Below are 25,925 nucleotides of genomic sequence, written 5' to 3'. Positions count from 1 at the left end.
CCGCCCTACTCTGCTGCAATAGCGCTGACATCCCCATGATCCGCACCCAGCACCATCGCTTTCAGTCGGGCACGCTCATCACGGGCGCGCCGCACCACGCGGGGCTCGCGCAGGTTTTGCGGGCTATCAAGACGCAGCACGCGATAGGCCAGATCAGAGACACGCATCCCGCTGAGCTTTGACAGCGGGGCGGCCAGCACCAGACTGAACGCAATCGGCGCCAGCCACAGCGATACACCGCCCAGCACGATACCCGCCACCATGGCCGTACCGGTCACCGTCTCAACGATATGAAAGCGGAACACCTCGGCCCAGCTATAGCCTGTGCGCGACCTGTTTTGCGGCACCCAAGCACGCGACCAACCACAAAGGGCATAGATCACCGCGATGGTCTGCTGCACCATCATCACCGGCGCATAAAGGATCGACAGCAGGACTTCGATCAAAGCCGTGCCCGCAAGTGTGGGCCACCCGCCGTAATCCGTCCGGGTGCGCCCGCGCACGCCAAGGGCAAATGTACCGATGATTTTCGGCATCAGCAGCATCGTATAGATGAACGTCAGCACGACAAGGCCATCGATAGGCTCTGCGGTTGGCCAGACCGGCTGCAACGGATTTGCGCTACTAAAGTAGGAAACGGTTTCTTCAGGGATCGCCCAGATTGCTGACCAAATCAGGATCACGATAAACCACGCTGGCGACAACAGGAACGCGACCGCCCCTTGCAGCAGATGGAATCGCGAAATCGGGTGGAACCCGCGCGCATTCAGGATGCGCAGGTGTTGCAGATTACCCTGACACCAGCGGCGGTCGCGCAAGGCATAATCGATCAGCGTCTGCGGGGTTTCTTCAAACGACCCGCCCGCGCGGGGCAGAAAGCGCACGGCCCAGCCTGCACGCCGCAACATGCCTGCCTCGACAAAATCATGGCTCAGGATCAGGTCACGGCGACCACGGGTGCCGCGCATGTAAGGCAGGCGGGCACTATCGGCAAAGGCACGTGTACGGATGATCGCGTTATGACCCCAATAGTTGCCTTCGCTTTGCGACCAGACCGCCAACCCCTCGGCCAAAAGCCAGCCGTAGACGGCATTGGAAAACTGCTGCATCCGGCCAAACAGAGTTTCTGCACCAATCAGATGCGGAAAGCTCTGGATCAACCCGGCCTCTGGATCGGCTGAAAGCTCATGTGCCAATTGCCGGATCGCCGCCCCGCTCATCAGGCTGTCGGCATCAAGGACCAGCATCGCCTCATAACGGGCGCCCCAGTTTTGAATCCAATCCGTCAGGTTGCCGGTTTTCTTATCGGTATTCTGCGCGCGGCGGCGATAGTAAACGTCAAATCCGGGCACAGCCTCGGCCTGCAAGGTCATGAACGCCTTGCGTTCTTGTTCGGCAATAGCAGGGTCGGTGGTATCGCTGAGGACAAACAGGGTATAGCGGTCCTTGCACTGCCCCTGCGCCAGTTCCTTCAACATGGCAGACGCGTTGCCGAACACCTCCCATGGGACCTCGTTGTAAATGGGCATCAAGAGGGCAATATCCTGTGCCGCACCCCGTCTGCTGGAGTGGCGCGAAAAGCACGGGTAAAACACGCGGTTTGCAACACCCAGCACCACGGTACTGACTGACAAGGATACCCAGACAAAAGTCATCGCAACCAACGCCACAACCAGTATTTCAAGCACGTTCAACCCACCCCGCGACAGCCAGTCGGCAATCGCAAAGGTCAGCATCAACGTCATCAAAAGCGCAGGCGCAAAGGCCGCTGTGCGCCATAGCCGGTCCTTACGCGTCATCTCTGGCGGCGTTGTCTGCGGCGACGGCAGCCGCGCGAAATCCTGCTCTGCCATCGTCAACGGCGATTGGGGTGGCATTGCAAAGAATGGGGTCTGGGTCATGGCGTCCACCTATATAGCCAGCTTTCACTCAGCGGGGCGTCGTCCAGACGCAGCTGCGCGCGAAATTCAATCAGTTCGGCATCGCCCGGCAGGAACCGAAACGCGAGCCGCGCCCCGCCGGTTTCGGGATTGCGTTGCAGGATACCGCGGCCCACTTCGCCCGCACTCGCGCGGATCAGCAAGGTGACGCTATCAAGGTCTTCGGGCAACGCAGGCCCATCCTCAAAATCAATGGCCACGATGATCCCGGCTTCAAATGCCGCACCAATCCGCGTGTTCAGCACACGCAGGCCGGACCCAAAGGCGCTGTCATCGCCCCAGATCATCCGATAGGTCATCTTGTGTTCCTGACCTGCAGCCAATCCACCATCGGGCCGCCAATAGGCGACGATGTTGTCATAGATTTCATCATCCGTGGGTATCTCGATCAGGGTCACAGCGCCGCGCCCCCAACCTTCACCCGGTTCCACCCAAAGACCGGGACGCTGGTGATACAGCGCAAAGAGGTCGGCAAAATCGCCAAACGCACGGGCCCGCTGCATCAAGCCAAACCCTTTGGGGTTGTTGTCGCGAAAAGCCGAGATTTGCAGCGTCTTGGGGTTGGCCAGCGGACGCCAGATCGTTTCATCCCCACCATTATGGATCAGCAGACCATCACTGTCGTGCACCGCCGGGCGAAAATCCGAGAACCGATCGCGGTTGGTTTCATCAAACTGAAACATCGAGGTCAACGGCCCGATCCCTACATGGCCGATATCAACACGCGGCAGCAAAGTTGCTTCAACGTCCATGATCAATGGCTGGCCATGGGTGATCGTGAACTTATAGGCACCCGTGCAACTGGGACTGTCCAGCAAGGCATGTACCACAAAACTGTCACTGCCCGGCGCGGGGCGTTCAATCCAGAAAGAACGGAAGGCGGGAAATTCTTCACCGCTTTCCTCACCGGTATCAATAGCCAGCCCACGGGCCGAAAGGCCATAAATATCTCCGGTGCCGATGGCGCGAAAATAAGACGCGCCCTGAAAAACGGCGAACTCGGTATAAACACCGGGTATCTCCAGCTCTGCCCGCAAACGCAGGCCAGAATACCCCAAGGTTTCATCAACCGGCAGATCGGGGAATTTGTCGGTCTTGTCAAAGACCGCCATATCAAACAGCACAGGGCGTGCGCGCCCGTCTTCGACAACCGCCACATCAACCGGATGGTTATAATACAGCCCCGGCGGAAACATATCCACTTTCAGCGGGGTGTCAGGGTCATCGTGCCAAAGCGCGTTGCGGCCATCAAACCAGATCGAAACATAGTCTTCGTAACTAATCTCGGTCCATGGGGCCGGAATGGGTGTGGGTGGCACATGCGGTTCAGCCGCCAAGGCGCGGGCTTTTTCCAGCACGCTGGTCGGATCAAACGGGCTGGCAGCACCCAGTTGCAGGCCCGGCTCACCTGTTGGGGCGGTCTCGCTCAATGCGGGACTTGCCGCCACGGCCATAAGGCCAGTTAGAACATCGCGTCTGAGCATCCGCATCAAGCCTTCTTTTTCCAGGGCTGCGACTTGAACCAGCCAACGCCGTAGGCCAACGCAATGATCACAGCAAAGCCCAAGGCATTCACCCAGACCATCGTGACGTAAGAACGGCCCACCTGATCGAACAGAACGCCCAGAATACGCGCCAGAAACATCGACGTAATGAAAACAGCCAGGGATTGCTGACCCACCTTCATGATCGCAGCAAGGATGTAGGACCAGATAACCGACAGAATATGCCCGCTGCCACTTGGTAAGATGTTGGCACCCTTGGCCCCCACCAGCACCCATGCGATGTAGGCGGTTGCAAGGAAGTGGACATAACGCAATATGCCGAAATCAGTCTTCTGGATCAGAAAGCCAATTTGCCCGCGTATGTCCGAAAACAGCGCAACCTCGCGGTAAATGCGGAAATAGGCGATGGGCAGCATGATCAGCACAATTGCGACAGCCCCCCAAAACAACCGCCGGTCAACAGGCGGCGGGGGCAGCCAGCCAGCCATCAGGGCAAAGCCTGTGAAAAAGATCAGCTGCCAACCAAACGGATTAAAATACCACTCTCGGTCAGACCAAGGCTCTGCTGGGAAATTCCAGCCCAGTGCATTTGCACCAAGCCAAATTGACACTGACGCTAGGATCGCCAGCCCCACATGCACATTGGCCAGCGCCACCATCAACGGGATCAGCGCCAGAATGACCAGATACATCGGCAGGATATCGAAATAATTGGGCACATAGGTCAGCGTCAAAAGACCCAGCAGGTTTTCCTGAGGCCTGTTGAAAAACGGATGCAGGTTCAATTGACCCACATAATCGCGCCCATCAGGAAAGACACGCGTCATCAATACCATGGTCGCGGCAATTGCGATAAACAGGGCGACATGCGCCCAATAGACCTGCCATGTGCGAAATGCGATACGGGCGGTGCCCATCGCAAGACCTTGCTGGCGGAAAACCGTACCAAAGGCGATAGCCGAGGCCATGCCGGAACAGAATACGAAAGTTTCGGTCGCATCCGAAAAACCGAAACGCGCGGGAATCCAAAGTGTCAGCCAGTTGCTGGGCACATGTGCTATCAGGATAATGAACATCGCAATACCGCGAAAGAAATCCAAACGTGGATCGCGCACGCGCACCTGCGGCGCAGCAGCAGCGCTGACGGTGGTGCGTGGTATCGCAGACATGGGATCGGCAAGTGTCATCACAGGAACCTTTTACTCACTCATTCCGCAGCCACACGCGTTTGCAGATCGCGGGCATCGCGGATCATCTGCAAACGGGTTTCTGCAAAACCATCAACAGCGCCCTTGCGCTGTGTGATGCGCTGTTCAAGCAAAGCCGCAGTGGCGTCAAGTGACCCGGCGCGCAGTCCTGCTTCAATCGTGACCCGCTCAAAAACATCACGCTGGGCATGGCTGCCCCCCATCGTCTGAAAACGCGGGTGCGCGGTATGAAGCTGTGCAAAAGCAGCGTCATAGCGACCATCTGAAAATGCAGCCAACCCTTTGGTCACTGCGACACCAGGATCGCGCATGATATTGGCCACTTCGGTATCAGCGCGGGCATCTTTGGCGATGCGCGCAGTCAGGCGCGTGGCTGCATCAGCCCTGTCATCACCGACAAGCGCCATCATGTAATGCAGATCGGCAAAGGTCAGACAGCCATCATTTGTGCGGCTCTCGGCAAGATCAGCCAATTCGCCCCAGCGGTCGCCCACATCGACACCCTCCAATTCCAGCCGCACCAAAAGCGAACTGGCATTTGAAAAGTCGCGGTAATCATCCGTCTTGTCGCTGCGGATCTTGGTGTCATACAGCGCAAGCACTTCTTGCACCTCTCCTTGATCAAGGTGCAGCAGCGCCTTGTGCCACCAGACATGAAACCGAAAGTTATTGCAGTGGCCCCAGGCGGCCTGATTGCCATCAATCAGCGCAATCCCCTGTGCCGGGCGATGCGTCATATCATAAACATGGGCCACAGCATGCAGACCCCACGCATCGTCGCTGGCGTAATCCAACCCTTCCAGACCCACACGTTCGGCGGCGTCGTAACTGCCGGTTTCTTCCATGGCAAAGGCCAGACAGCCCAAGGCATAGCCACGCAAGGCGTGATCCGCGTCATGGGCATCAATGACCGCTTCGACCGATTGGCGCATGCCAATATGATCGCCAAGGATAAACCGAATGCCATGCGACAGCTTCATGCTGATCGTATCAGCGGGGTTGATCAGCAAGGCCTCTTCCATGCGGGCGATGGCTTGGCTTGGTTTGCCCGCCAGCCAATCTTGCAGCGCGTTACACCATAACTGCTCGCGCCGCGTCGCGCCGCCAGCCTCCAGTGCCCGTTGCGCTGTCTCGCTCGCCTCCTGGGCTGCGGCATAAAGCTCGCGGCGGCCCAGCATCAATGCTGACAACCCCTTCAGCGCATGGGCCATCGCAAACCCGGGCGCCAGCTCAAGCAGCTTACCTAAATGAACAGGCGCGCTTTGACCGTGCGACAGCACGCCAAGAATGACACCATTCCATTCGGAAAGTGCCGCACGATCTTTTAGGCTGACCTCACTGGTCGCGATATCAATCAACATGTTAGTATCCTTTGCAAAGCAATTCCCACATCCTCATTCCGTCGTAATTTAATGAGGTGGCGGTGAAAGCTCACATCACGTGGAAGATAGCTTGCGCAATCGTGATTATCTCTCACGAAAACGTGTCAGCTTTGCAAAGCGCCGATTACCGCCTAAGACCGGCCAGAACCTGCGCAAGGCTTTCTGTATCGGCGCCGAAACGCGGCGGGGGACGGCGGATTTCCACCGGTGTTTTGGAAAATTTCAGCGGATTGCCCAATAATTGCACGCTGCCTGAATCAGTTTGCGGATGCGGCACCTGTACGACTGCCCCGCGAGTTTGCGCCTGCGCGCTGCCCAAAGCCTGACCCACGGTGTGAATCGGCCCCGCTGGGACGCCAGCATTCTGTAATAGTTCAAGGATTTCCGCTGTGTCCCGCATGGCCAGTGTTTCAGTTATGGCCGCGGTCAGCGCTGCCCGATTGGCGATTCTATCGGGGTTTGTTGCAAAATCAGGGCTTTCCGCCAGATCGGAACGGCCTATCGCCTGACAAAACGCACGGAATTGCGTATCATTTCCAACGGCCAGAATGATGTGACCATCCTGCGTGGCAAAGACATCATAAGGCACAATATTAGGGTGGGCATTGCCACGACGCACAGGCTCTTGCCCCGAGGCAAGATAATTCGTCCCCTCATTGATCAGCCACGCCATCTGGCTGTCGACCAGTGCCAGATCAATATGCTGGCCCTCGCCCGTCGCATCACGGTGGCGCAACGCGGCCAAAATCCCAATCGTGGCATACATCCCGCACATCACATCTGCGACCCCCACCCCGACTTTCATCGGCGGACCATCAGGATCACCGGTCAGCGACATGATCCCGCCAAACCCTTGCGCCATCAGGTCGTACCCTGCCCTGTTGCGTTCTGGTCCCGTCTGGCCAAAGCCTGAGATCGAACAATAGACCAGCTCGGGCCGCTGCGCACAAATCGTGGCATGATCCAACCCGTATTTCACCAAGCCGTCGGGCTTGTAGTTCTCAATCACGACATCGGCCTCAGCGGCAATGGACCGAACCAGCGCTTGCCCCGCCTGCGTACTCAGATCAGCGGCGACTGAATACTTGTTGCGGTTGGCAGCCATGAAATAGGCACTCAGATCGCTGTTTCCATCCGGCGTCGGCGCATAAGGCGGACCCCAGCTGCGTGTATCATCGCCCCCGGTCTTGGGGTTTTCGATCTTGATCACAGTGGCGCCCAGATCACCCAACAATTGCGTTGCCGTCGGCCCTGCCAAGATCCGCGACAGATCCAGCACCAGCAACCCATCCAATGCACCCGCCATCCTAAAACGCCCCATCATAAGACTTGCGGTCAATCTCGGCGGCGATCACCGTAAAGCTGTCAGCTGACTGCGCCGCCTTTAGCGCTGTTTGCAGTTCGGCTTGCGACTGTACCCGATGGCCCTGTCCGCCAAAAGCTTGCGCCATGGCAGCAAAGTTGAATGGCGCGAAATCCACGCCCGTGTTTGGCAATTGCCGCTGGCGTTGTTTCAGCTCGATCAGCGCCAATGACGCATCAACGAAGACAACAAAGATCGTCTTCAATCCCAGCTCAGCCGCAGTCGCCAATTCGCCGGCCACCATCAACAGACCCGCATCGCCCGAAAAGGACACGATAGTTCTGTCAGGCTCTGCAATCTGCGCGCCCATCGCCAAGGGCACCGCACAGCCCATCGTGCAAAACCCCGATGATTGGGTCAGCGCGCGCGGAAAGTCGCATCGCCACATCTGTGACAGCAAAATGCGATGCGCCCCGCTATCAGCCGTCGCCAGCGTATCCTTTGGCAAAACGTCCTGACAGGTCGCGATCACCTGTGCCGGACCCCAAGTGTCAGGGCGTGGGAACGCATCATTCAAAGCCGCCTGCACCGCCGCGATCTCACCTTCAGGCCAAACCCCGGACAAAGCCGCATCCGGCAAAAGCGCCATTACAGACGCCCCACAGTCACCAATGATATTCATGCTGGACTGGTGCATATAGTGGTGATTGGGCGCGGCGGTCACATCGATCACCATCTGCGTGGCCGGATCCCATGGGTTCTGCCAGCCCGGTCGCATCTCAATCGGGTCGTAACCTACGGCAAGGATCACATCAGCCTGCGCGACAAAGGGCAAAAGCACCTTATCGTTCTTCGGCGACAGCCCTGCCCCACCCAGCGACAGCGCATGGCTTTCTGGCAAAAGCCCCTTGGCCTTATACGTCGTGATCACTGGTGCGCCCAGCATCTCAGCCGCCGTCAGGATTGCTGCACTCGCCCCTTCGACCACCGCATCCAGCCCCACAACGATCAGCGGACGCTTGGCGCCCGCCAAGGCAGCACGCGCACGGTCCAAATCTGGCCCGACCGGGGCCACAGCCGATGCAGGTGCGCGCAAAATGCCCGTGCCTTGCGCGGGCGCATCAGCAACAGAGATTGGTACATCAATATGCACCGGACCGGGGCGGCCTTCGGTGGCAATCGCCAGCGCCTTGTCGATGATGACATGGGCGGAACCTGCATTCAGCGTAAAGGTTTCCTTGGTGATAGGGCGGAACACGCGCGGCTGATCCAACACCTGATGCGTATAAACCGCCGCCTGTTCTGCATCCACACAGCCCGTCAGCACGATCATCGGGACACGATCCTGATGGGCGTTCTCAATCACGTTGATGCCATTGAGCGCACCCGGACCAACCGTGGCCACCATGATGCCCGGCGCACCGGTACGATGATATGTGCCTTCGGCCATGAAGCCTGCGGCGTTCTCATGCTTGCACAGCACAAAGGTAATGCCTGCCTTCTCCAACGCATCCATGAGGGTCAGCACTTCGCCGCCAGGCATCCCGAAAGCCCACCGGCACCCGGCCTCGTAAAGACGTTTGGCGACGACATCTGCTGCACGCATCATGGGACTCCGCTTTATTCAAAATTACCGGGGTGATGGGGTATGGGTCTGCGGGACGCAATGCAAGAACGCGTCATCAATTATTACGATAGGCTGCGACAATGATATCAATCAACTGCGCGTGGACCGTTGCCCGCGAAGACCCGTTCCCATTCTCGCAGATCGGCTCTTCAATCCCTTCTTCTACAGCAATCTCAGCGGCATTCGGCTTGCATTCGGCGAACATGGAAAAGTGACTGCCATTTTCGATTACCGTGTAAGTGGCGTCAGGAATAGCGTCCGCGATGCCCTCTGCCCGCGCGGTCAGGGGAATCTCACCGTCTTCGCTAAAGTTTACCAGCGTAACAGGGACCGAAACCCCGGAAAATGATGTCACATCAAAGACATCGGCAGGAACTGGATCAATCGCCACAACAAGGCCAACGCGCGCGTCCCCGTTATCCCGACTAGCGGCCTGCGTGTCCATCGCGTGCAGATCGACACCGCTCAGGCGCACCCAATCGCATAGCGACGCATTCAAATCATCCGTATCGCAATAGCTTGCCAGAAGCGCAGGATCAAACCGCGCGCCCGCAATGGCAAGCGCGGTATTGCCACCCATCGACAGCCCCACAACACCGACATTTTCGGCGTCAAAATGGGGTCGGAAAACCTCATTTTGCTCAATGGCGTCAAGCGTGTCCGACAGGTCCGACGGTCTAAGCCAAAGTTTCATGGTCTGCGCGGCCGAACGGTCTGGGCCGGTATTGCCGGGGTGCGTGGGCGCCGCCACGATGAACCCTTCTTTGGCAAGCGCCGTCGCCATCCAGCTCATCGCTTCTGCGCGTCCCGACAGGCCCGCACCATGCGACAAAAGGATGAGAGGAAACTGACCATCAGAAACGGGCGCATTCAGCATCGCTTCCGTTCCCTCAAAGAAAACATTGTCGCCAAGCAGCACGGTCTCGCCTCCCGATGCTGCCGGATACCAGATGGTCACATCAAGATCAGCCCCCCGCTCTTGCGAGCGTACTACAATCTGCTGCACGCCCGCGTCAGGTTCAACCGCGCTCGCAGGGACAGCCATCATCAAAACGACGACAGTCCCAACTGCCATCAGCATCTTTGAGCGATATCTCATAGGCTTCCTTGTCTCACTTAGATTGTGTTGCGACAACTCCAGCATTCATTATCACGGTGATACCGTTATCGCTATCCGCCGTCGCGGTCCCAGCGTCGCCTCCACCGCCTCTGTCAAAATCGCCAACAGATGGGTTTGTACATAATGGGCCACAAACTGATTAGACGCCCTCAACTCTAGCACCTGTGTATCGTCGGACCCAAACTGCAACAGCGCAATCCAGTTGCGATAATGTTCAGGATGCAACTCTTGCATCCGCTGGCATGCGGCGCGCCACGTGCGCGGGTCTTTGGCGGACATGGGGGTCGGCGTATCTTGGGAAACAGCCTTCTGCCCAAAATCGACGGCAACCACCTTGGCGTCCCGCACCGGATTTGTCTCGGTCATCCGTTCTTGGAAATCAGGGCCAACATTTTGCCAATAGGGCGCCGACAGTCGATATATTTCGGGATAGTTCAACCGATAGGCCCCTACCCTGCCCCGCACGCCTTGTCGCTTGCAAATGACCAGACGGTGTTCCAGCCAAAACTTGATCTCGCGTTTGACCGTACGTTCAGTCACATTCCACATCTTCGCCAGATCACGCTGGCCCACGCAGAATTCATCCAGACGCCAATTATAACGTGCAGTGATCAGTAACAACAAACGCGACACAGATATCTGATGGCGTGCATCCAGATGCAGCCCCGCGACCGACAAAGCGGTCAATAAATCATATTTCAATGAACTGGCTTTGACCCCAGTTAATCGTTTCGCATCCATTGCGATATCTCACTGTCTTGCCTCAAGCGCCGACATTCTTGCCGATTCTGCTTATGCTCAACCAAGACATGAATTCCCGTTTTCTGTCAACAGCGCCCTAAAAACGAGAAAATCATTCAAATATTATGAAATAGGTTAATATGGTTAAGGGGGACATTTATCGTGTCACCTTATTTGGGGCTGTATGTCACCATATCTAGAAAAACTATGATTTCATGTCACCAAATAAGTGCCTGTTTTGACCATTGGCCCCGTTTTTGCGGCTGATCTTCGCAAAATCGGGAATTTTGAAAATTGCGTTTTGCAGTTTTCTCTTTTTCCCGTTATCCACGAAGCAACAGCAAAAAACAAGAGCATGTCATGAGAACCCATTCCGATCTGCAAGCCATGAACGAACGCAGCCTGACACAGCAGGCCGCCGTGCGCCGCGCGACCTTTTCTCCTGGTGAGGTAAAAACGCTGCGCCCCTTCTCGATCTGGGAGATTAGCCAGTTCATGTTTGATGTCCCTGCAGACACATTACGCAAGAAACTCGCTGATGATCCGTCCCTTCCCCAAGGCGAGACCGAAGATGACGGCCGCCAGCGCTGGTTCAGCCTTGATGAAATCAACGAGCTGCGCCGCCGGATCAAGTTCCGCGGCAAATCACTGCTGCCCAAACGGCCCAAGGGTCGCGCAGTGCGCGTTGCTGTAAGCAATTTTAAAGGTGGCGTTGGTAAGACAGTTGTCGCCCAGCATCTGGCAAACGCCGCGGCCTTGGATGGCTACCGTGTGCTATGTATAGACTTTGATCCGCAGGCTACATTGACCCATTCGATGGGCATTGTTGAGGTCAAGGAATGGAACACGGTCTGGGGTATCATGTGCCGCGATCTGTGCCGCGAAGCGGACCGGATCACCGACAGCTATGACGACCCCGACGACTGCCCCTACCCGTCTTCCAACGAATTGCCGGAAGACGTGCAATCCATCGGCGCACAGCGGTTTCAGGATTTCATACAACCCACCTGCTGGCCGACCATCGACATTATTCCATCTTGCGCCAACGCGGCCTTCGTTGAATTCGCCAGCGCCCAATACCGCAGCCTGCATAAGGCGTGGAGTTTCTTTGGCTGCGTGGCCCGCTACCTTGATGAATTGCCTGACGATCAATACGACCTGATCATCTTTGATTGCCCGCCCGCGATTGGCTATCAATCGCTGAACGCCGCTTTCGCATCTGACATTCTCTATATCCCATCTGGTCCGGGCTATTGGGAATATGACAGCACGACCAGCTATCTGGGTCAGTTGGGCGATGCGATGGCCGATATCTCGGATGGGTTTGGCGGGCTGGCCGCCGATGCGGGGCTGACCCTGCCTAAATCTTTCATGGATGTGCGGCTGTTGATGACCCGGTTCGAGGCCAACAACCCGTTGCACAACGCCATGATGGAGGCATTCCGTAATGTCTTTGGCGCCGATGTTTGCCTCAACCCGATTGAGATGACGCGCGCAGTGGAACAATCGGGGCGCTTTCAGATGAGCGTCTATGAACAGGACTATCGTCAGATGACGCGCGAGACGTGGAAGCGTGCGCGCCAAAGCTTCGACCGGGCCTATAACGAATTCAAAACCACTGTGTTGAAATCCTGGGAGCTGGAGAGCGCAAAAGTGGAGGCAGATAAATGAGCGGTAAGAACAAGTTCGGGTTCGGCCCGATAGACACACCAGCAACACCCAAGCCGCGCGACCGCAATGTCGGCCCGATGGGCGCTGCGGTGCGCGATGCGGCCGAAAGCCTGCAGGAAACCACGGAAGCCAAGGTGGAACAGCGTCGTCAGAACGCGAGCGACGCGAAGGCGTACCGTGCAGCGCAGCAGGAGGGTCGTGTGCTGTCTTCGGTGCCGTTGGCCGAAGTGCAGACTACGGATTTGCCGCGTGACCGGCTTGATCTTGAGGCAGTGGCGGCTTCGACCGAGATGGAGGAACTCAAGGCGTCGATCCGTGAGCGTGGCCAGAAAGAACCTGTTGAGCTTTACCGGGATGCTGCGGGGCAGCTGCAACTGAAGAAGGGCTGGCGCCGCTTTACTGCGTTGTCGCAGCTTTTTGCAGAGACCGGAGATGCGCGCTTTGCCACGATCGTTGCCCGTATCGAAGCCGGCGAAAGTGATAGACTGGCGCGCTATATCGATATGGTCGAGGAGAACGTGGTGCGTGAAGACCTTAGCTTTGCTGAGATGGCGCAAGTGGCGATCCTTGCCGCACAGGATGAGGACACAGACGAGATTGATCCAGATGCCATGGTGTTGCGGCTTTACGGGGCGCTGCATAAGGTCAAACGGTCCTACATCCGCAGCTTTGTGTTTCTGCTGAGTGCGCTCGAGGATGATCTGAAGTGGCCCAAGGCTGTGTCGCGCAACCTTGGTGTTGATGTGGCGCGTGCGCTGAAGTCGGTTGAAAGTGCCGCAAAGCTGCGTGCGGCATTGCGGGCCTGTACGACCGAAGATGAGCAGACGGCGGTTTTGTCAGCCTTCCTTGAGGCCAAGCCAGAGAGCGTTGCGCCGCCAAAGCCAGTCGAACGCAAGGAAAAGCGCGAGTTTCATGTGGGCGATATGAAAGTGACGGCGCGCAAAGGCGAATGCCGGATCGTGGCCGAGGATGATTTTGCAAGCTTACCAAAGGCGCAGTTGGAACATGCGGTTGAGGCCTTTCAGCGCGCTTTGCGCGAGAAAGAACCGCGGGTAACGGGGCTTTGAAGAGCAGGGGGGTTACCCATGGGTAACCTCACCTACAACGCACAGAGGGGTTACCCATGGGTAACCCCTCTTGCATTTGGCGGGTTGCGACTGTGCTTTTCAACCCAGCAAATCTGCCGCCGGATTCTCGGTGATGTCCACATCATCATAGTATTTCTGGGCCTGCGCGAGGCTGCGGTGCAGGGACAGGCGCATGGCCGCTTGGATCGGCGCGCCGTCAAGGGCCGCTTGTGTCAGGAAGCCGGAGCGCAGCCCGTGCGGTGTGGCAAAGCCTTTGGGGAAACCCGCCTGCGTGACCCGTTTTTGCACGATTTGATAGATGCCATCAGAGGAGAGTTTGCGCTCAAGCGGGTCATCGTTCTGGGTGATGGGCCGGAAGAGGGGGCCATCTTCGATGCCCGCGATCTCGATCCAGACCGCCAACGCCTTTGCGGCGCGGCCTTTGAGGATCAGTTTAGGCGTCTTGCCGGTCTCGGTCGTCTTGGTTGCGACCAGATTGAGCCAGATCAGCCCGTCGCTGTCATAGTCCTTCAGGTCCACATCGGCCCGCATCAGCCCCGCGATTTCAGACCGCCGCCGCCCACCAGACGCCCAGCCCAGCATCAGAACGGCCCGGTCCCGGATGCCGCGCAGAGAGTGATCACAGGTGCCCAGCACGGCCTCGAGTACCTCGCGGGTGATCGGGTTGGCAGATTTGGTCGCCTTGGGTCTGGCCGCGGCGCGGCGTGCCTTGGCGCGGGTTTGGCGCAGCAGCGGAGCATCAAAGGGTGATGCGAGGTTCTTCATACGGTGGAAGGCGCGCCAGGAGGCGATACGCCGGTCCAATGTGGACGGGGCCGGGCAGGCGAGGGACTTGCGCAGGCCAAGCGAGATCAGGTTTTCTGCGGCCTTTCTGGCAGGGTCCAAGGTGTCAGCCCCACGTAAGTCCCGGCTGTGATCAAGAATGAAGCGCAACGCGATATTTTCGCGTTCCGGCCATGTCAGCGTCGTCTGGAAGGCCGCATCAATCCACGCCGTGATATAAATCAAATCCCGTTCATACGCGCGCAGCGTGTTGGGCGGTGTTCCGCGAACGTAAAGATCGGTCAGCGCGGTTTGGTTTGCTTCCGAAAGGGTAGGGACGTTTGGTTGATAGGGCGTTAACGGTGCGGACATAGCATGATTTTTGCCTGCAAATGGCCTGCAAATCAAGAGACATGATAACTGTAACTTATCATGTGTAGTTGTTATATTTCACAAATCTCTTGGGTACTGTGCAAAATATCTACATAATGCGCATTATGCAAAAGCCGCACAAAATTTCTTTCAATGAAATTGAAAGCCCGCAATTGCCGGATCGGGATGTGTTTGATCCTGACCCGGTGGATGAGGATGATCTGTGGTTTTTGCCCGGCCCAGATCACGCAGTGCTGGATGCACCGCAGGACATGCCAGGGCCACGTGCGGATCAGACCGCACTTGTGGATGTCCCGGCCTGGGCCGCCGCCGAGGCCGCACTGGCGCGTCCGCTGGCGGATTTGGGCATGCGCCTGGGCGGGTTGGCAGCCCGGCTGGGGCAGGGGCCTGCGGGGTTGCAGCACCGGCTCGCACTCCAAGAGGCGGCTGATTTGAGCTGGTTGGCGGGCGATCGTGTGCCGGCAGAGCGGTTGGCGCTGTGGTTGACCCTGCGCCTTGCGGGCGATCAGGAGGATGCGCAGGCCCTCGCGCGGGCAGGTTGGGCGGCGCGAAGGTTGCAGGGTGGGCTTGGCCCACGCGACGATCTGGCGGGGTTTTTGGGGCGGCAGTCGGAGAATGAACATCTGATCCATCAGATCGCGGATTGGCAAGAGGTCATGGGGCAGGCCGCGGCATTGCACCCGATCAGCCGGGCGGCGCTGGGATTTCATATTTGGCCGGTGGTGGGCTTGTCGGCGGGGCATCGATTGGGTGGGGCGGCCCCGCTGCCACTGATGGAGGCGGCGGTCGTTGCGGCGCGCTATGCAATTGCTGCGCAGGATGTTTTTTTGCCGCTGGCCTTGGGTGGGGCAGGGGGGCTGCAAGGGGCAGGCAGGGCGCAGGACCGCTTGCAGCGCTGGATTGCCGGGGCGGATCACGCCACACGGGCCGCGGTGCGGTTACTGGATCGGGTCGCGGCATGGGAAACCCGCGCCGGCGCCGCCTGCGCCGGTCTGTCCGGCCGCACCCCGCCGCAACTGATTCGCCTGCTGCGTGACTGGCCCTTGGTCAGCGCGCCCATGGCCGAAGCTGAAACAGGTGCCAGCCGTGCAGCGATCCAACGCAATCTGAATTGGATGACAGCAAAGGGCATCATCCGCGAAGTCACAGGGCAGGGGCGCTATAGGTTCTGGACGGCGGATCTGTGATAAAGTGTCTGTTTGATGTGGGGCTCTGACATGAACGGAGGAGCTTTGCGTGGACGGATTACTAACACCACCGTGGCCTGATTTCAGGGGGCTGGGTCAGAAACCATCAGAGCGATCAAGAAAGGACACATTCAAGCACGACAATCAGGCGTGCGAGGGAAGATTGCATTCGTTCACCAGTTGTTTGGTTTGGCTGTCTGAAAACAACATTTTACGGAACAAATGTAATCGTAGACGATTAATACAACAGTCCCCCTGATCATCCAAAAGAACGCCAATGGGGCATTGACGGATAGGTTCCCCCGACGCAAGATCATGTGCAACGTTGAAGAGGGTGCTTGGGGCATGAATGTTATGGACGATGGTCACGATGAGGATCATACAGTTCCCCCGCGCCGTGCCTTAAGGTTTGAACAACCTATCGATCTTTATCGCGAGATCCCGGAGATTGCACTTTTCACCAAGCACCGCCCGTTTGAAGGCGAGGACCCGCTGGAATTCCTGTATCGCCTGCGTGGGTCAACCACCCCAGAGGATGCGATCACCTATAGCGCCTTCGCCCCTGAACCCACCGTTGCGATCAGTTGGGGGCTGGAGGCAGTACGCAGCACATTGCACGAGGTGCCGCCAGACGACGCCGAACTGATCGTTCTTTTGGGGCAATGGCTGGACCATCCAACGGTCGAGAATCGCTGGCGCGTCATGCAGACAGCGCTTTTCGCGCCACGCCGGTCTGCCATTGTGTATCTGGGTCTGGCCGTCGGTTGGTCCGGTGGCGCGCTGGCGCCGAATGATCCGGTGTCGGTGCCGCGCTGGCGTGCACCAAAGGCAGTGAATGCAGGCGTTTTGCGAGCTTTGGGTCAGGTCCCGTTCGAGCGGCGATCTGTTTCCATGGCCCGTATTCTGGACCTAGCAGTTGGTCTATTTAGAGTGTAGACAAGGCGGCGCATAATCCACCGCAACTTGCATTTGAAGAGTAAAAGAGAGCCCAAAGCGCGATGATAACGCTGACACTGCGTATTGATAACCACGCGACGCTGGAGAACGGGGGGCCGGTCAGCCTTGTCCTTTCGGGTGAGGGCGCGCAGGTCGGGCGGAAGGCTGGCAATGACTGGGTTCTGCCTGACCCATCGCGCCATATCTCGGGGCATCATTTTGACGTCAGCTATGAAAACGGCAATTACGTTTTGACAGATGTCAGCAGCAACGGGACGTTCCTGCATGGGGAACGCTATCGCATCGAAGGCGGCCATGTGATTGCCGATAGCGAACGTTTTACCGTTGGCCATTACATCATTGTGGCGCATTTGCAGACGGCAGAAGCCCCCGTACCGCCCCCACAACCGCCGGTCGAACAACCGGTTGCCCCCGCACCCTATGCTGTTCCCCCTGCCGCGCCCGCCGCGATGATGGATGAATTTGATGATGTCTGGGGTGATATCGGCACCCCCGCCCGCGATACCGGCTCTTTGCAATCGGCCCCCAACCTGCAACAGGCGCAGCCCTATCCGCATGCGGTGGTGCAGGCACCCGGTGGCCCATCTGCGCGGGTTACAGGTGCGCCTCAGCTGACCTCACCCCCCGTCTTTGGAACCCCTGACCGCGCGACCAGCGCCGGGCAACTGTCCACCCCGCCTGCCTTTGGTGCACCACCGCCCCTACAGGGCCAAGTGCCCCCTGCGCCGGGTATAGCGCCAGCATCACCTGCGCCGGAACCCGCACCAGCCTTTGGCGCGCCGCCACAACCCTATGCTGATCCTGCACCCCAACAGCATCCACCCATAGCACCTGACGGTGGCGACTTGTTTATGCGCGGGTTTCTGGAAGGTGCAGGCCTGACTGATCCCACTGCCGTCCAAATCCCGCCAGAGGTTCTGGGCCGTATGCTGGGCGCAACCGTTCGTGTGGCCACGAACGAAGTCATGCAAATGCTTAAGGACCGCGCGGCGGTCAAACTATTCGTCAGCAACGAAGACCGGACCATGCGGGTTGCGACGGGCAATAACCCGATGAAGTTCATGTTGGACCCCGATCAGGCGTTTGAGACGCTGTTTCTAAAGCCGCGCGACGGCTATCAGACGGGGCCAGATGGGTTTGAAAATGCACTTGGTGATATCAGACGTCACCAGTCAGCGGTGATTGCGGCCTTGCAGCCTGCGCTTGCCGAATTGCTTGAAGGTCTTTCCCCGCCAGAGATTGAGGCAGATATTTCAGGTGGTCTGATGGGTGGTGGCGCACGCAAATCCTGGGAGGAGTTTGAAAAACGCTGGGAGCGGCGCGCGCTTGAGGGCGAAAATGGCATGCTGGATGCCTTCATTAAGTCCTTTTCCCGCCATTATGCAAACGCGCTTCAAAAACTATAGTGAGCAACATGAGTTTGGACTGGATCAAAACACCTATTTCGGAGGACGCCCCTTGTGGGATCGACCTGTGGGAAGAGGACGACCCCCAGTATTCCGACTACTACTTTGACGCGACTGACCGCCTGCCAGAGGGGGATGATTACGTTAAGCTGGGGCTGGCGCTTGGTGAAGGTGCCAAGAATCCGGATGTGATCTTTGACCCCAAATTTGTGGACCTGAAATCAGAGCTAGGCCAGATTGATGCGCTTTTGCAGCGCACGCGCGATATCCGCCTGCTGGTTTTGCGTACGCAGTGGTGCGTTTTGGCAGGAAAAATCGCCGATGCGGCGACCAGCATGAACGCCTTGGCGGATTTGATTGACGCTTTCCCGATGCAGGCTTTCCCCAACCTTGATGACGGAACCCGTGACCGGTTGGATGCGATCAACGATCTGGGTGCGATCGGTGCGATGATCCTGCCTCTGCGCTATCTTGATATTGCAAATTCCGGCGCATCGCGTCGCCGCTTCATGGTCTGCAACGGCGAAGCGACGCCACATGATGGCGAAGATGACCTGAGCGTCGAGATCATGAAGGCGGACATGGTTGCTCTGGCCGAAGAGGTCGCGTTGGAACATTCCGCGCTTGTGGCATTTCGCAGTGCGATTGAACGGATCGAGGCCGCCTGCGCGGCAAGCCCCAAACCGCATAAGCCCCAGCTTGATCAGGTGAAGGCAGAGATTGACGCGGTCCTTAACGTGATCGCAGAGGCCAATCCCAAGCTGGCACCCGAAACGGATGAAAAGGATAAAAAGCCTGTTGATGGTGCGCCCGCGCAAGCCAATACGGTCGCACCAGTGCAGGCCGCATCCAAAGTTGCATCGCATGACGAAGCGCGCGCGCGCCTGATGGCAACAGAGGCATATTTCGGGCGCAATGAACCATCGTCGGCGGCGGTTCTTTTGGTGACACAGGCGCGTTTGCTGATCGGCAAGACTCTGGTCGATGCGTTTGACATCCTGATGCCGAACACAGCGGCCCAGGCCAAGGTTGATTTTATTGCAGACAACGGGTTTGCCCTGTCGCACGGTCAGTTGCGTGCGCTCGCAGATCAGGTGCAGGTCGCAGATACCGACCCCGCAGAACCGGCCGATGGTGCGGACATGCAGGCCCAGGTTGTGCCCGCGCCCGTCGTCGTGAATACTGCGGCAGAGGCTGTCGCCGAAATGATGGCCGTTGAAAGCTATTTTCGTGCGGTCGAAAAATCATCCCCGATTCCGACACTTCTGGCCCGCGCCCGCAGCTTTGTCGGCAAAGACTTTGAGGCGCTTTTAAAGGAGCTTGTGCCACCACTCTGACTCTGTGCAACAGATAGAGCATTAAGTGTCAAGGCAAGGATTCATGCATTGACACCAAGTGGTTCTCGGCGTCCTATTATGTGCAAAAATGGAGTTATACAATGGCATCTGATACTGGTTCAGGTCATATTCGCAGAAATCGCCCACCGCGTGTAAACATTGCTTACACCGATCCGATCGATTCTGAGAAAAATGTAGAGTTACCTTTCGTCATGGGCGTGATGAGCGATCTGTCCGGAAACGCCCCCGGCGTGGAGAAAGCCCCGATTGATGAACGGTCGTTCGAAAAGGTGACCAACGCCACCTTGGACAAGTTCATGCAAGAAAAGGTCAAGCCAGGTCTTGCCGTGATGGTCGATAACAAACTGAAAGGCAGCGAAGAAGGCGAAAAGATGGGCCTGAACCTGCAGTTCAACTCGATGGAAGATTTTGAACCTGCCCAGATTGCAAAGCAAGTGCCAGCGCTGAACGAGTTGCTGGAGGCACGCAAGCAGTTAGCCGATTTGTTGCTTTATATGACATCCAAGCCGAAAGCGCAGGAACATATCAAAGAATTGCTGAACGACCCTGACAGGTTAAAGGTATTGGCCCAGCAAGCACGCGAAGAGGCAGAGGCCAAGAAGGCCGCTGAATAAGCCTAACAGGTGAATAGTGACGGGTCCTAAGTTCGGATCACAGATTTTCGAGGGGAACAGACGTGGCAGATAACAAGCAGGTTCAAGCCGACGAACAGCAAGGCGCGTTGAGTGAGTTAGAAGATTTTTCTGCTATCCTGAAGCAGACAATCAATCCGACGACGGAAAACGCCGAAAGATCCATCGACAACGCATTGTCGACCGTTGTGCAAGCGGCGGTGGCCGATCAGGCATTGATTGGCGAGGATGTGATCGAGTCTGTGCAATCGATGATTGCGGGTCTTGATGAACAACTTAGTGCGCAGATCAACGAGATCATCCATAACGACGACTTTCAACAGCTTGAGGCATCCTGGCGCGGGTTGGCCTATACGTTGAACAACTCTGAAACCGGTGCATCGTTGCAGGTTGAGGTGCTCAACAGCTCCAAAAAAGAGCTGGCCGCGATGATGAAGCGATATTCAGGTGCCAAATGGGACCGTTCACCGCTTTACCGTCAGATCTATGAACGCAAGATCGGCACGCTAGGTGGTGATCCAATGGGCGCTATCATTGGTGATTACTACTTTGATCATTCCTCGGCTGATGTCGCACTGATGACATCAATGTCCAAGATTTCAGAGGCAGCACTTGCGCCATTTATCTCGGCTGCGGGTCCGCGTCTTTTGGGGCTGGATTCATGGAATGAGCTGTCCAACCCACCCGATATCGAAGAACTGTTCACAGCCTCTGATTATGCGGGTTGGAATTCGCTGCGAGACAGCGAAAACGCCCGTTTCCTGGGGCTGACGATGCCGCGTGTTTTGGCGCGTGAACCTTACGGCCCCGACAGCACCATGACGGTCGAGGATTTCAACTTTACCGAAGAAACTGATGGGCATGGCGGCGAAAAGTATTCGTGGATGAATGCCGCACATGCGATGGGCGTGAACATCAACCGCGCGTTCAAGGAACATGGCTGGACGGTTCGTATTCGTGGCGTTCAATCGGGGGGTGAGGTGGCACAACTGCCAACCCATCACTTTGATACCGGATCAGGTGAAAAAGACCTCAAATGCCCGACAGAAGTCAGCATTGATGACCGGCGCGAAGGCGAGCTGTCAAAGGTGGGCCTGCTGGGTTTGGTACACCGTCAGAACACGGATAAGGCGGTTTTCCTGGGTGGTCAGTCGCTTTACAAGCCGAAATCCTATGTCGATCCAGAGGCGACAGCCTCTGATAACATGTCCTCGCGTTTGCCTTATATGTTCGCGATTTCACGCTTTAGCCACTACCTCAAAGCGATGATTCGCGACCAGATCGGTTCGAGCGCGGACAAGGATCAGATTCGCATGAACCTGCAAACCTGGATTGACCAGTATGTCACGCTGAACCCCGAAAATGCGGATGAGCGTGAAAAGGCCCGCAAACCGCTGGCTGACGCCAAGGTTGAAGTCGTCGAAGACGAACTGAACCCTGGTTACTACATGGGTAAATTTTACCTGAAACCGCACTTCCAAATGGAAGGCATGGATATCGGGATGAGTCTCGTATCCAAAATCCCGCCGCCGAAATAGATTATTTTTCGCAAATCTACTGCAGACGCTATTAAATAGGAGATCAGATAAATGGCTGTCGATATCTTTCTGAAACTAGACAAACTTAAGGGCGAGTCGGTTGACGACAAATATGCCGGTGAAATTGATGTCGTGTCCTGGGAATGGGGTATGACACAATCCGGTACCACCCACCTTGGACCAGGTGGTGGTTCCGGCAAGGTAAATGTCAGCGACATGACCCTGACAAAATATGTCGACATGGCAACACATGAACTGCTTAAGCACTGTGCGACAGGTACGCACATCGCGACTGGAGAGTTGATCGTGCGCAAAGCAGGTGCAATTCCACTTGAGTATATGCGCATCAAAATGACTGACATCATGATCACGTCCTACACCACCGGTGGATCTGATGATGGCATGGACCGTGTGACTGAAACCGTCACGCTTAACTTTGCTAAGTATGAAGTCACCTATGCGTCGCAAAAGAAAGATGGCTCCAAAGGGCCAGAAGGCACCGCCGGCTTCGATATCGCACGCAACGTGCCTGTCTAAGACGACTAAAACATCAGGCGGTCGCTTATCGCGGCCGCCTGATCTCTTTTCATGTTATAATGATTTCTTGAAATGGCGTCTCGCGCATCTTCATCTTCGACAGGTCGTCAGCGTCGGTCGCGTCGTATAGATGAACGGTCGCGCATTTCATTGATGGATGTTTTCCGTGAGGCCTTTAAAGAAGGTGACGGGCGTGCCCTGCCCGAAACGGTCGAAGAAGGTGGCAAAGCGATTGCGCGTCTGTCGGGCCGGTCTAACGCTCGCAGGTTGGGCGTTGATGAAGAAAGCTTGCGCGAACACGTCCGCAACCACCTTGCGACCTTGATGAATTCAATCCGTTTGGACGCGGCCATTGATCTTAGCGATGCACCGCATGTGGCAAAATCGGTGCTGAATTACGGGTTCCAGGATCTGTCAAATCTAACACGCAACGAACTGACTGCGCCGATGATTTCCCAGTCGATCAAGCAAAGCCTGATGGATCATGAGCCCCGCCTTGTGCCCGGTTCCATTGACGTCAAGGTAACCGCACTGCGCGAGGATCAACATCAGCGTGTCGCGGTTCATGTCACCGCCGACTTGATCGCGGACCCTGCCGATATCCCGGTAGAGTTTGAGGCGGATGTCGATACAGGCGCAGGGAAGGTCGTTCTGCAGGCGGATCGGATCTAGCCTATGAAACAGGCCTTCAAAGACGCCTATGAACGTGAATTGCTGCTGCTGAAAGAGCGTGCTGGGCTTTTTGCAAAGGATTATCCCGGTCTGGCCGACCGTCTGGGCGGCTTGATGGAAGAAAACCTTGACCCTTCCATCGCGGGCCTGTTGGAAGGTACGGCCTTTCTTGCCGCGCGTGTCCAGCTGAACATCGATCAGCAATTCCGTACATTCTCGACCGAGCTGTTAGAGCAGATTTGTCCTGATATGACGGCCCCCTTGCCATCAGCGATGATGGTGCAGGCCGCATCACAAGCCAAGCCAGAGGATTTGATCGAAGGGCGTACTCTGCCACAGGGCGCCTATATCGAGGCGACGTTTTCGGATGCCACGCGCCGTATTCCATGCCGGTTTCGACTGGCAGAGCCTGTCACCTTCTGGCCGATCAAAATCGGTGGTGCCGCCTATCATGCCACGCCCACCGCGCTGAATGCGTTAGGCTGCGACAGCGCCGAGGTGGATGGCGGCACGGGCCGCACTGCTGCGGGGCTGGTTGTTGATCTTGAACGCACCGATGGCAAACCCTTTGACGGGTTGGCCACCGATGTGCTGCCGATCCATTTCGTTGGTGCCATGCAAGAGGCGACAGCGCTTTACGCCCAGATCTTTGCGGGCACGGTACGCGCGTCCCTGCGGTGGGAAGATGACCATGGCACGCCGACCTTTAAACGCCTGCCCCCGCATGCGCTGCAACAGGTCGGTTTTGATCAGGACTATCCGCTTTACGGCCGCGACGAACGCCAGTTTCCGGGTGTCAGCAAACTGTTGGAGTTCTTCGCATTCAGCCGCAAGTTCCTTGGGTGCCAGCTGACAGGTCTGGCCCATGCGTTCAGCGGCATCCCGGCCTCGAAGATCAAGCTGATCTTGGAATTTGAACGATCCAACAGCTATCTGGCCAAACATTTTGAACCGCAGAGCCTGCGATTGTTCTGCGCGCCTGCTGTTAATCTGTTTGAGGATGATGCAAAGCCCATCAGCCTGGACAAACATGCGCATAAGCTGCCCGTAGCCCCCAATCGCACGCCAGTGACCCATTACGAGGTGCACCGCATTCTGGGCGTCCGGGCGCAATACGAATCCAACCGCCAGAAAGAGCCCGTTTTGCCGCTTTACGGGATCCCGCCGGTCGAAGGGGCCACGCGCGATGTACGTTACTATACCTATCACCGCGAACCGCGTGGGCTGAACTTTGAAGAACGGCGCGCTGGTGGTGCGCGTTTCCGGTATGAAGGCACGCAGACTTGGCTGACCTATTATGAACCACCCGCCGAACAGGATGCGAAGCTTCTGTTCGTCAAAGTGCTATGTTCCAATCGCCACCTGCCAGAGGTGCTGTCGATTGCAGACGCCACATTCTACCTGCTGGATGATCGCACTGTCACACTGACACCCATGGGACCCCCAACAGCGCCGCGCGAGGCTGTGGCAGAGCTGGAAAGTGACGCATCCCATCGCATGCAGGCAGGCGACAACTATTGGCGGCTCATTTCACTTTTATCGCTAAGCTATCGTGGCTTTATCGCCGCAGACGGCAAAGGCAACGTAGAGGCGATCCGAGAGATTTTACGCCTGTTTTCTGACGTATCGGACCAACTGACCACAGCGCAGATCAACGCCCTTGTCGATGTCCGCGCCCGCCACCGGGCACGGACGCTGAAACGCGCAGGCGGGTTTCACCCCGTGCGCGGGTTGGAGATTACGCTGACCTTTGACGAGGATATGCTTGATCCGGCCTTGGCCATTACGCTGGGGGCGGCACTGGATCATTTCCTGGCTGACTATGCCGCGATCAGTACCTTTACCCAATGCGTGATTGCCAACACCAAAGGCAAGGTGCTGAAAACATGGCCCCCCCGCGGCGGATCTGGACCCCTGTTATGAGCGGGGCCGGCTGGGGTTTTTTCAATGCCATGCGGCATTTTGAGCGGCGGGCAGGCAAAAAGCCCCGCGTCGGCCAAAGTCAACGGGTTGCCGAGGATATCGTAGATATGGGGCAGGACCCCTACACCGGTTTTGCCCCGGATGATCTGTCGGAATTTGATGCCACCGCAAACCCGCCCATCGTCCGCCCACGCTTTCTGGGCTTTTTTGGACCTTTCGGCCCTTTGCCCCACGCAATGACGCGCGAGGTTGACCGCTGGGCGCGCAATGGTGACAGGGCCTTTGTTCGTTTTGCCGATATCTTTGTTGCGCGGTTTCAGCAGCTGTTTTACCGCAGCTGGTCTGATGCCCGCCCCATCACCCAACATGACCATCCCTCGGGTGGGCAATTTCCGCGTTTTCTGCGCGCCTTTACCGGGGATGCATCCCCCGCTTTTGACAATATCGCCCCGGTCGATGACACGGTTCGCCTGCGCTACACCGCCTTGCTGATGGGCCGGGTGCGCAGCCCGGTGCGCTTGGCGCAGGTGCTGCGCGCCCATTTTGGCGTGCAGGTCAGGATTGAGGAATTCGTGCCAAGCTGGCTGGATTTTCTGGCCGATGACATGTCGCATCTGGGCACCCAAGGCATGACGCTTGGGCAGGATGTCAGGTTGGGGCGCCGCGTTCCATCGGTTTGCGAAAAGGTCGTGATCCATGTCTATTGCCCGACCCTTGCGATCTATCGCGATTTCATTCCCGGACAGACATCACATGCCGCACTGCGCGAAATGGTACTTGGATACATGGGTGGCTTTGTCGAGGTTGACGTGGCCCTTTGGCTGCCCCACGCCAAGGTCCCGCCCGCCCAGTTGGGCACAGTTACAGAGCTAGGCTACACAAGTAACCTGCCACCCAGCACCCCAAGGAACATCCCGGATGAAATGGTGCGCGCGGCACAATTTCAGGTCACGATTGAAGAAACATTTGCGTAAG

The 25,925-nt window shown here is 57.2% G+C and carries 21 protein-coding genes; 12 read left to right on the top strand and 9 right to left on the bottom strand.

The window, feature by feature from the left end; translation table 11 throughout:
• Positions 1 to 5: 5 nt before the first annotated feature.
• From mdoH to BC777_RS18630, 8 genes are all read right to left on the bottom strand, one after another.
• A complete protein-coding gene (gene mdoH / locus BC777_RS18665) occupies positions 6 to 1,901 on the bottom strand; it encodes a glucans biosynthesis glucosyltransferase MdoH (protein WP_245834495.1) in 1,896 nt (631 codons plus the stop codon).
• On the bottom strand, positions 1,898 to 3,430 hold the full coding sequence (locus BC777_RS18660) for an OpgD/OpgG family glucan biosynthesis protein (protein ID WP_245834493.1): 1,533 nt from the start codon (positions 3,428 to 3,430) through the stop codon (positions 1,898 to 1,900). The genes mdoH and BC777_RS18660 overlap by 4 nt, the downstream gene beginning before the upstream one ends.
• Positions 3,430 to 4,632, bottom strand: coding sequence for an OpgC family protein (locus tag BC777_RS18655; protein WP_100369741.1), 1,203 nt, complete (start codon positions 4,630 to 4,632; stop codon positions 3,430 to 3,432). The genes BC777_RS18660 and BC777_RS18655 overlap by 1 nt, the downstream gene beginning before the upstream one ends.
• Before the next feature lie 20 nt (positions 4,633 to 4,652).
• Entirely contained in the window at positions 4,653 to 6,014 is a 1,362-nt protein-coding gene (locus BC777_RS18650) for a tetratricopeptide repeat protein (RefSeq protein WP_100369740.1), read from the bottom strand.
• A gap of 145 nt (positions 6,015 to 6,159) precedes the next feature.
• Entirely contained in the window at positions 6,160 to 7,341 is a 1,182-nt protein-coding gene (locus BC777_RS18645; RefSeq protein ID WP_100369739.1) for a CaiB/BaiF CoA transferase family protein, read from the bottom strand.
• A gap of 1 nt (position 7,342) precedes the next feature.
• Positions 7,343 to 8,947 carry a thiamine pyrophosphate-binding protein gene (locus BC777_RS18640; RefSeq protein WP_100369738.1) on the bottom strand — a complete coding sequence of 535 codons (1,605 nt, stop codon included), beginning with the start codon at positions 8,945 to 8,947 and terminating at the stop codon, positions 7,343 to 7,345.
• 73 nt (positions 8,948 to 9,020) lie between these two features.
• Complete coding sequence (locus BC777_RS18635; protein WP_100369737.1) at positions 9,021 to 10,064, bottom strand: alpha/beta hydrolase family protein; 1,044 nt, start codon at positions 10,062 to 10,064, stop codon at positions 9,021 to 9,023.
• A gap of 51 nt (positions 10,065 to 10,115) precedes the next feature.
• Positions 10,116 to 10,826, bottom strand: coding sequence for a DnaA N-terminal domain-containing protein (locus tag BC777_RS18630; protein WP_100369736.1), 711 nt, complete (start codon positions 10,824 to 10,826; stop codon positions 10,116 to 10,118).
• A 360-nt stretch (positions 10,827 to 11,186) separates the two neighbouring features.
• On the opposite strand from BC777_RS18630, the gene BC777_RS18625 reads away from it, so the two are divergent.
• Together BC777_RS18625 and BC777_RS18620 are read left to right on the top strand one after the other, a co-directional pair.
• Positions 11,187 to 12,497, top strand: a complete 1,311-nt coding sequence (locus BC777_RS18625) for an AAA family ATPase (protein ID WP_100369735.1) — start codon at positions 11,187 to 11,189, stop codon at positions 12,495 to 12,497.
• A complete protein-coding gene (locus BC777_RS18620) occupies positions 12,494 to 13,564 on the top strand; it encodes a ParB/RepB/Spo0J family partition protein (RefSeq protein ID WP_100369734.1) in 1,071 nt (356 codons plus the stop codon). Before BC777_RS18625 ends, BC777_RS18620 begins: the two co-directional genes overlap by 4 nt.
• A gap of 99 nt (positions 13,565 to 13,663) precedes the next feature.
• Here the strand turns inward: BC777_RS18620 and BC777_RS18615 are convergent, their stop codons facing one another.
• Entirely contained in the window at positions 13,664 to 14,719 is a 1,056-nt protein-coding gene (locus BC777_RS18615) for a tyrosine-type recombinase/integrase (RefSeq protein ID WP_100369733.1), read from the bottom strand.
• A gap of 125 nt (positions 14,720 to 14,844) precedes the next feature.
• On the opposite strand from BC777_RS18615, the gene BC777_RS18610 reads away from it, so the two are divergent.
• The 10 genes from BC777_RS18610 to tssG all read left to right on the top strand — a co-directional run bounded on the left by BC777_RS18610 (position 14,845) and on the right by tssG (position 25,924).
• Positions 14,845 to 15,927: a helix-turn-helix domain-containing protein gene (locus BC777_RS18610; protein ID WP_100369732.1), complete on the top strand. Its 1,083-nt coding sequence runs from the start codon at positions 14,845 to 14,847 to the stop codon at positions 15,925 to 15,927.
• Positions 15,928 to 16,272: 345 nt separating this feature from the next.
• A complete protein-coding gene (locus BC777_RS18605; RefSeq protein ID WP_168769226.1) occupies positions 16,273 to 16,863 on the top strand; it encodes a DUF6931 family protein in 591 nt (196 codons plus the stop codon).
• A gap of 62 nt (positions 16,864 to 16,925) precedes the next feature.
• Positions 16,926 to 18,290, top strand: a complete 1,365-nt coding sequence (tagH, locus tag BC777_RS18600) for a type VI secretion system-associated FHA domain protein TagH (protein ID WP_100369730.1) — start codon at positions 16,926 to 16,928, stop codon at positions 18,288 to 18,290.
• Between the two features lie 8 nt (positions 18,291 to 18,298).
• Positions 18,299 to 19,627, top strand: coding sequence for a type VI secretion system protein TssA (locus BC777_RS18595; protein WP_100369729.1), 1,329 nt, complete (start codon positions 18,299 to 18,301; stop codon positions 19,625 to 19,627).
• A 101-nt stretch (positions 19,628 to 19,728) separates the two neighbouring features.
• Positions 19,729 to 20,262, top strand: coding sequence for a type VI secretion system contractile sheath small subunit (tssB, locus tag BC777_RS18590; protein ID WP_100369728.1), 534 nt, complete (start codon positions 19,729 to 19,731; stop codon positions 20,260 to 20,262).
• 62 nt (positions 20,263 to 20,324) lie between these two features.
• On the top strand, positions 20,325 to 21,818 hold the full coding sequence (gene tssC, locus BC777_RS18585) for a type VI secretion system contractile sheath large subunit (protein WP_100369727.1): 1,494 nt from the start codon (positions 20,325 to 20,327) through the stop codon (positions 21,816 to 21,818).
• Positions 21,819 to 21,869: 51 nt separating this feature from the next.
• On the top strand, positions 21,870 to 22,355 hold the full coding sequence (locus tag BC777_RS18580) for an Hcp family type VI secretion system effector (RefSeq protein ID WP_100369726.1): 486 nt from the start codon (positions 21,870 to 21,872) through the stop codon (positions 22,353 to 22,355).
• A gap of 153 nt (positions 22,356 to 22,508) precedes the next feature.
• Complete coding sequence (tssE, locus tag BC777_RS18575) at positions 22,509 to 23,027, top strand: type VI secretion system baseplate subunit TssE (RefSeq protein ID WP_168769225.1); 519 nt, start codon at positions 22,509 to 22,511, stop codon at positions 23,025 to 23,027.
• Between the two features lie 3 nt (positions 23,028 to 23,030).
• Positions 23,031 to 24,950, top strand: a complete 1,920-nt coding sequence (gene tssF / locus BC777_RS18570; RefSeq protein WP_100369724.1) for a type VI secretion system baseplate subunit TssF — start codon at positions 23,031 to 23,033, stop codon at positions 24,948 to 24,950.
• Positions 24,914 to 25,924 (top strand): type VI secretion system baseplate subunit TssG, encoded by a 1,011-nt coding sequence (gene tssG / locus BC777_RS18565; protein ID WP_168769224.1) that lies wholly within the window; start codon positions 24,914 to 24,916, stop codon positions 25,922 to 25,924. Before tssF ends, tssG begins: the two co-directional genes overlap by 37 nt.
• The last annotated feature ends 1 nt before the right edge of the window (position 25,925 follow it).

The organism is Yoonia maricola, assembly GCF_002797915.1.
Classification (GTDB): domain Bacteria; phylum Pseudomonadota; class Alphaproteobacteria; order Rhodobacterales; family Rhodobacteraceae; genus Yoonia; species Yoonia maricola.
Note: the sequence above shows the minus strand (reverse complement) of the source record. Positions and strands in the feature narration are given on the sequence as shown.

What these genes read in the sequence shown, in the direction of transcription:
- mdoH (WP_245834495.1), bottom strand. Translation starts at nt 1,901, where the DNA reads ATGACCCAGACCCCATTCTTTGCAATGCCACCCCAATCGCCGTTGACG.
- BC777_RS18660 (WP_245834493.1), bottom strand. Translation starts at nt 3,430, where the DNA reads ATGCGGATGCTCAGACGCGATGTTCTAACTGGCCTTATGGCCGTGGCG.
- BC777_RS18655 (WP_100369741.1), bottom strand. Translation starts at nt 4,632, where the DNA reads ATGACACTTGCCGATCCCATGTCTGCGATACCACGCACCACCGTCAGC.
- BC777_RS18650 (WP_100369740.1), bottom strand. Translation starts at nt 6,014, where the DNA reads ATGTTGATTGATATCGCGACCAGTGAGGTCAGCCTAAAAGATCGTGCG.
- BC777_RS18645 (WP_100369739.1), bottom strand. Translation starts at nt 7,341, where the DNA reads ATGGCGGGTGCATTGGATGGGTTGCTGGTGCTGGATCTGTCGCGGATC.
- BC777_RS18640 (WP_100369738.1), bottom strand. Translation starts at nt 8,947, where the DNA reads ATGATGCGTGCAGCAGATGTCGTCGCCAAACGTCTTTACGAGGCCGGG.
- BC777_RS18635 (WP_100369737.1), bottom strand. Translation starts at nt 10,064, where the DNA reads ATGAGATATCGCTCAAAGATGCTGATGGCAGTTGGGACTGTCGTCGTT.
- BC777_RS18630 (WP_100369736.1), bottom strand. Translation starts at nt 10,826, where the DNA reads ATGGATGCGAAACGATTAACTGGGGTCAAAGCCAGTTCATTGAAATAT.
- BC777_RS18625 (WP_100369735.1), top strand. Translation starts at nt 11,187, where the DNA reads ATGAGAACCCATTCCGATCTGCAAGCCATGAACGAACGCAGCCTGACA.
- BC777_RS18620 (WP_100369734.1), top strand. Translation starts at nt 12,494, where the DNA reads ATGAGCGGTAAGAACAAGTTCGGGTTCGGCCCGATAGACACACCAGCA.
- BC777_RS18615 (WP_100369733.1), bottom strand. Translation starts at nt 14,719, where the DNA reads ATGTCCGCACCGTTAACGCCCTATCAACCAAACGTCCCTACCCTTTCG.
- BC777_RS18610 (WP_100369732.1), top strand. Translation starts at nt 14,845, where the DNA reads ATGCAAAAGCCGCACAAAATTTCTTTCAATGAAATTGAAAGCCCGCAA.
- BC777_RS18605 (WP_168769226.1), top strand. Translation starts at nt 16,273, where the DNA reads ATGAATGTTATGGACGATGGTCACGATGAGGATCATACAGTTCCCCCG.
- tagH (WP_100369730.1), top strand. Translation starts at nt 16,926, where the DNA reads ATGATAACGCTGACACTGCGTATTGATAACCACGCGACGCTGGAGAAC.
- BC777_RS18595 (WP_100369729.1), top strand. Translation starts at nt 18,299, where the DNA reads ATGAGTTTGGACTGGATCAAAACACCTATTTCGGAGGACGCCCCTTGT.
- tssB (WP_100369728.1), top strand. Translation starts at nt 19,729, where the DNA reads ATGGCATCTGATACTGGTTCAGGTCATATTCGCAGAAATCGCCCACCG.
- BC777_RS18580 (WP_100369726.1), top strand. Translation starts at nt 21,870, where the DNA reads ATGGCTGTCGATATCTTTCTGAAACTAGACAAACTTAAGGGCGAGTCG.
- tssE (WP_168769225.1), top strand. Translation starts at nt 22,509, where the DNA reads ATGGATGTTTTCCGTGAGGCCTTTAAAGAAGGTGACGGGCGTGCCCTG.
- tssF (WP_100369724.1), top strand. Translation starts at nt 23,031, where the DNA reads ATGAAACAGGCCTTCAAAGACGCCTATGAACGTGAATTGCTGCTGCTG.
- tssG (WP_168769224.1), top strand. Translation starts at nt 24,914, where the DNA reads ATGGCCCCCCCGCGGCGGATCTGGACCCCTGTTATGAGCGGGGCCGGC.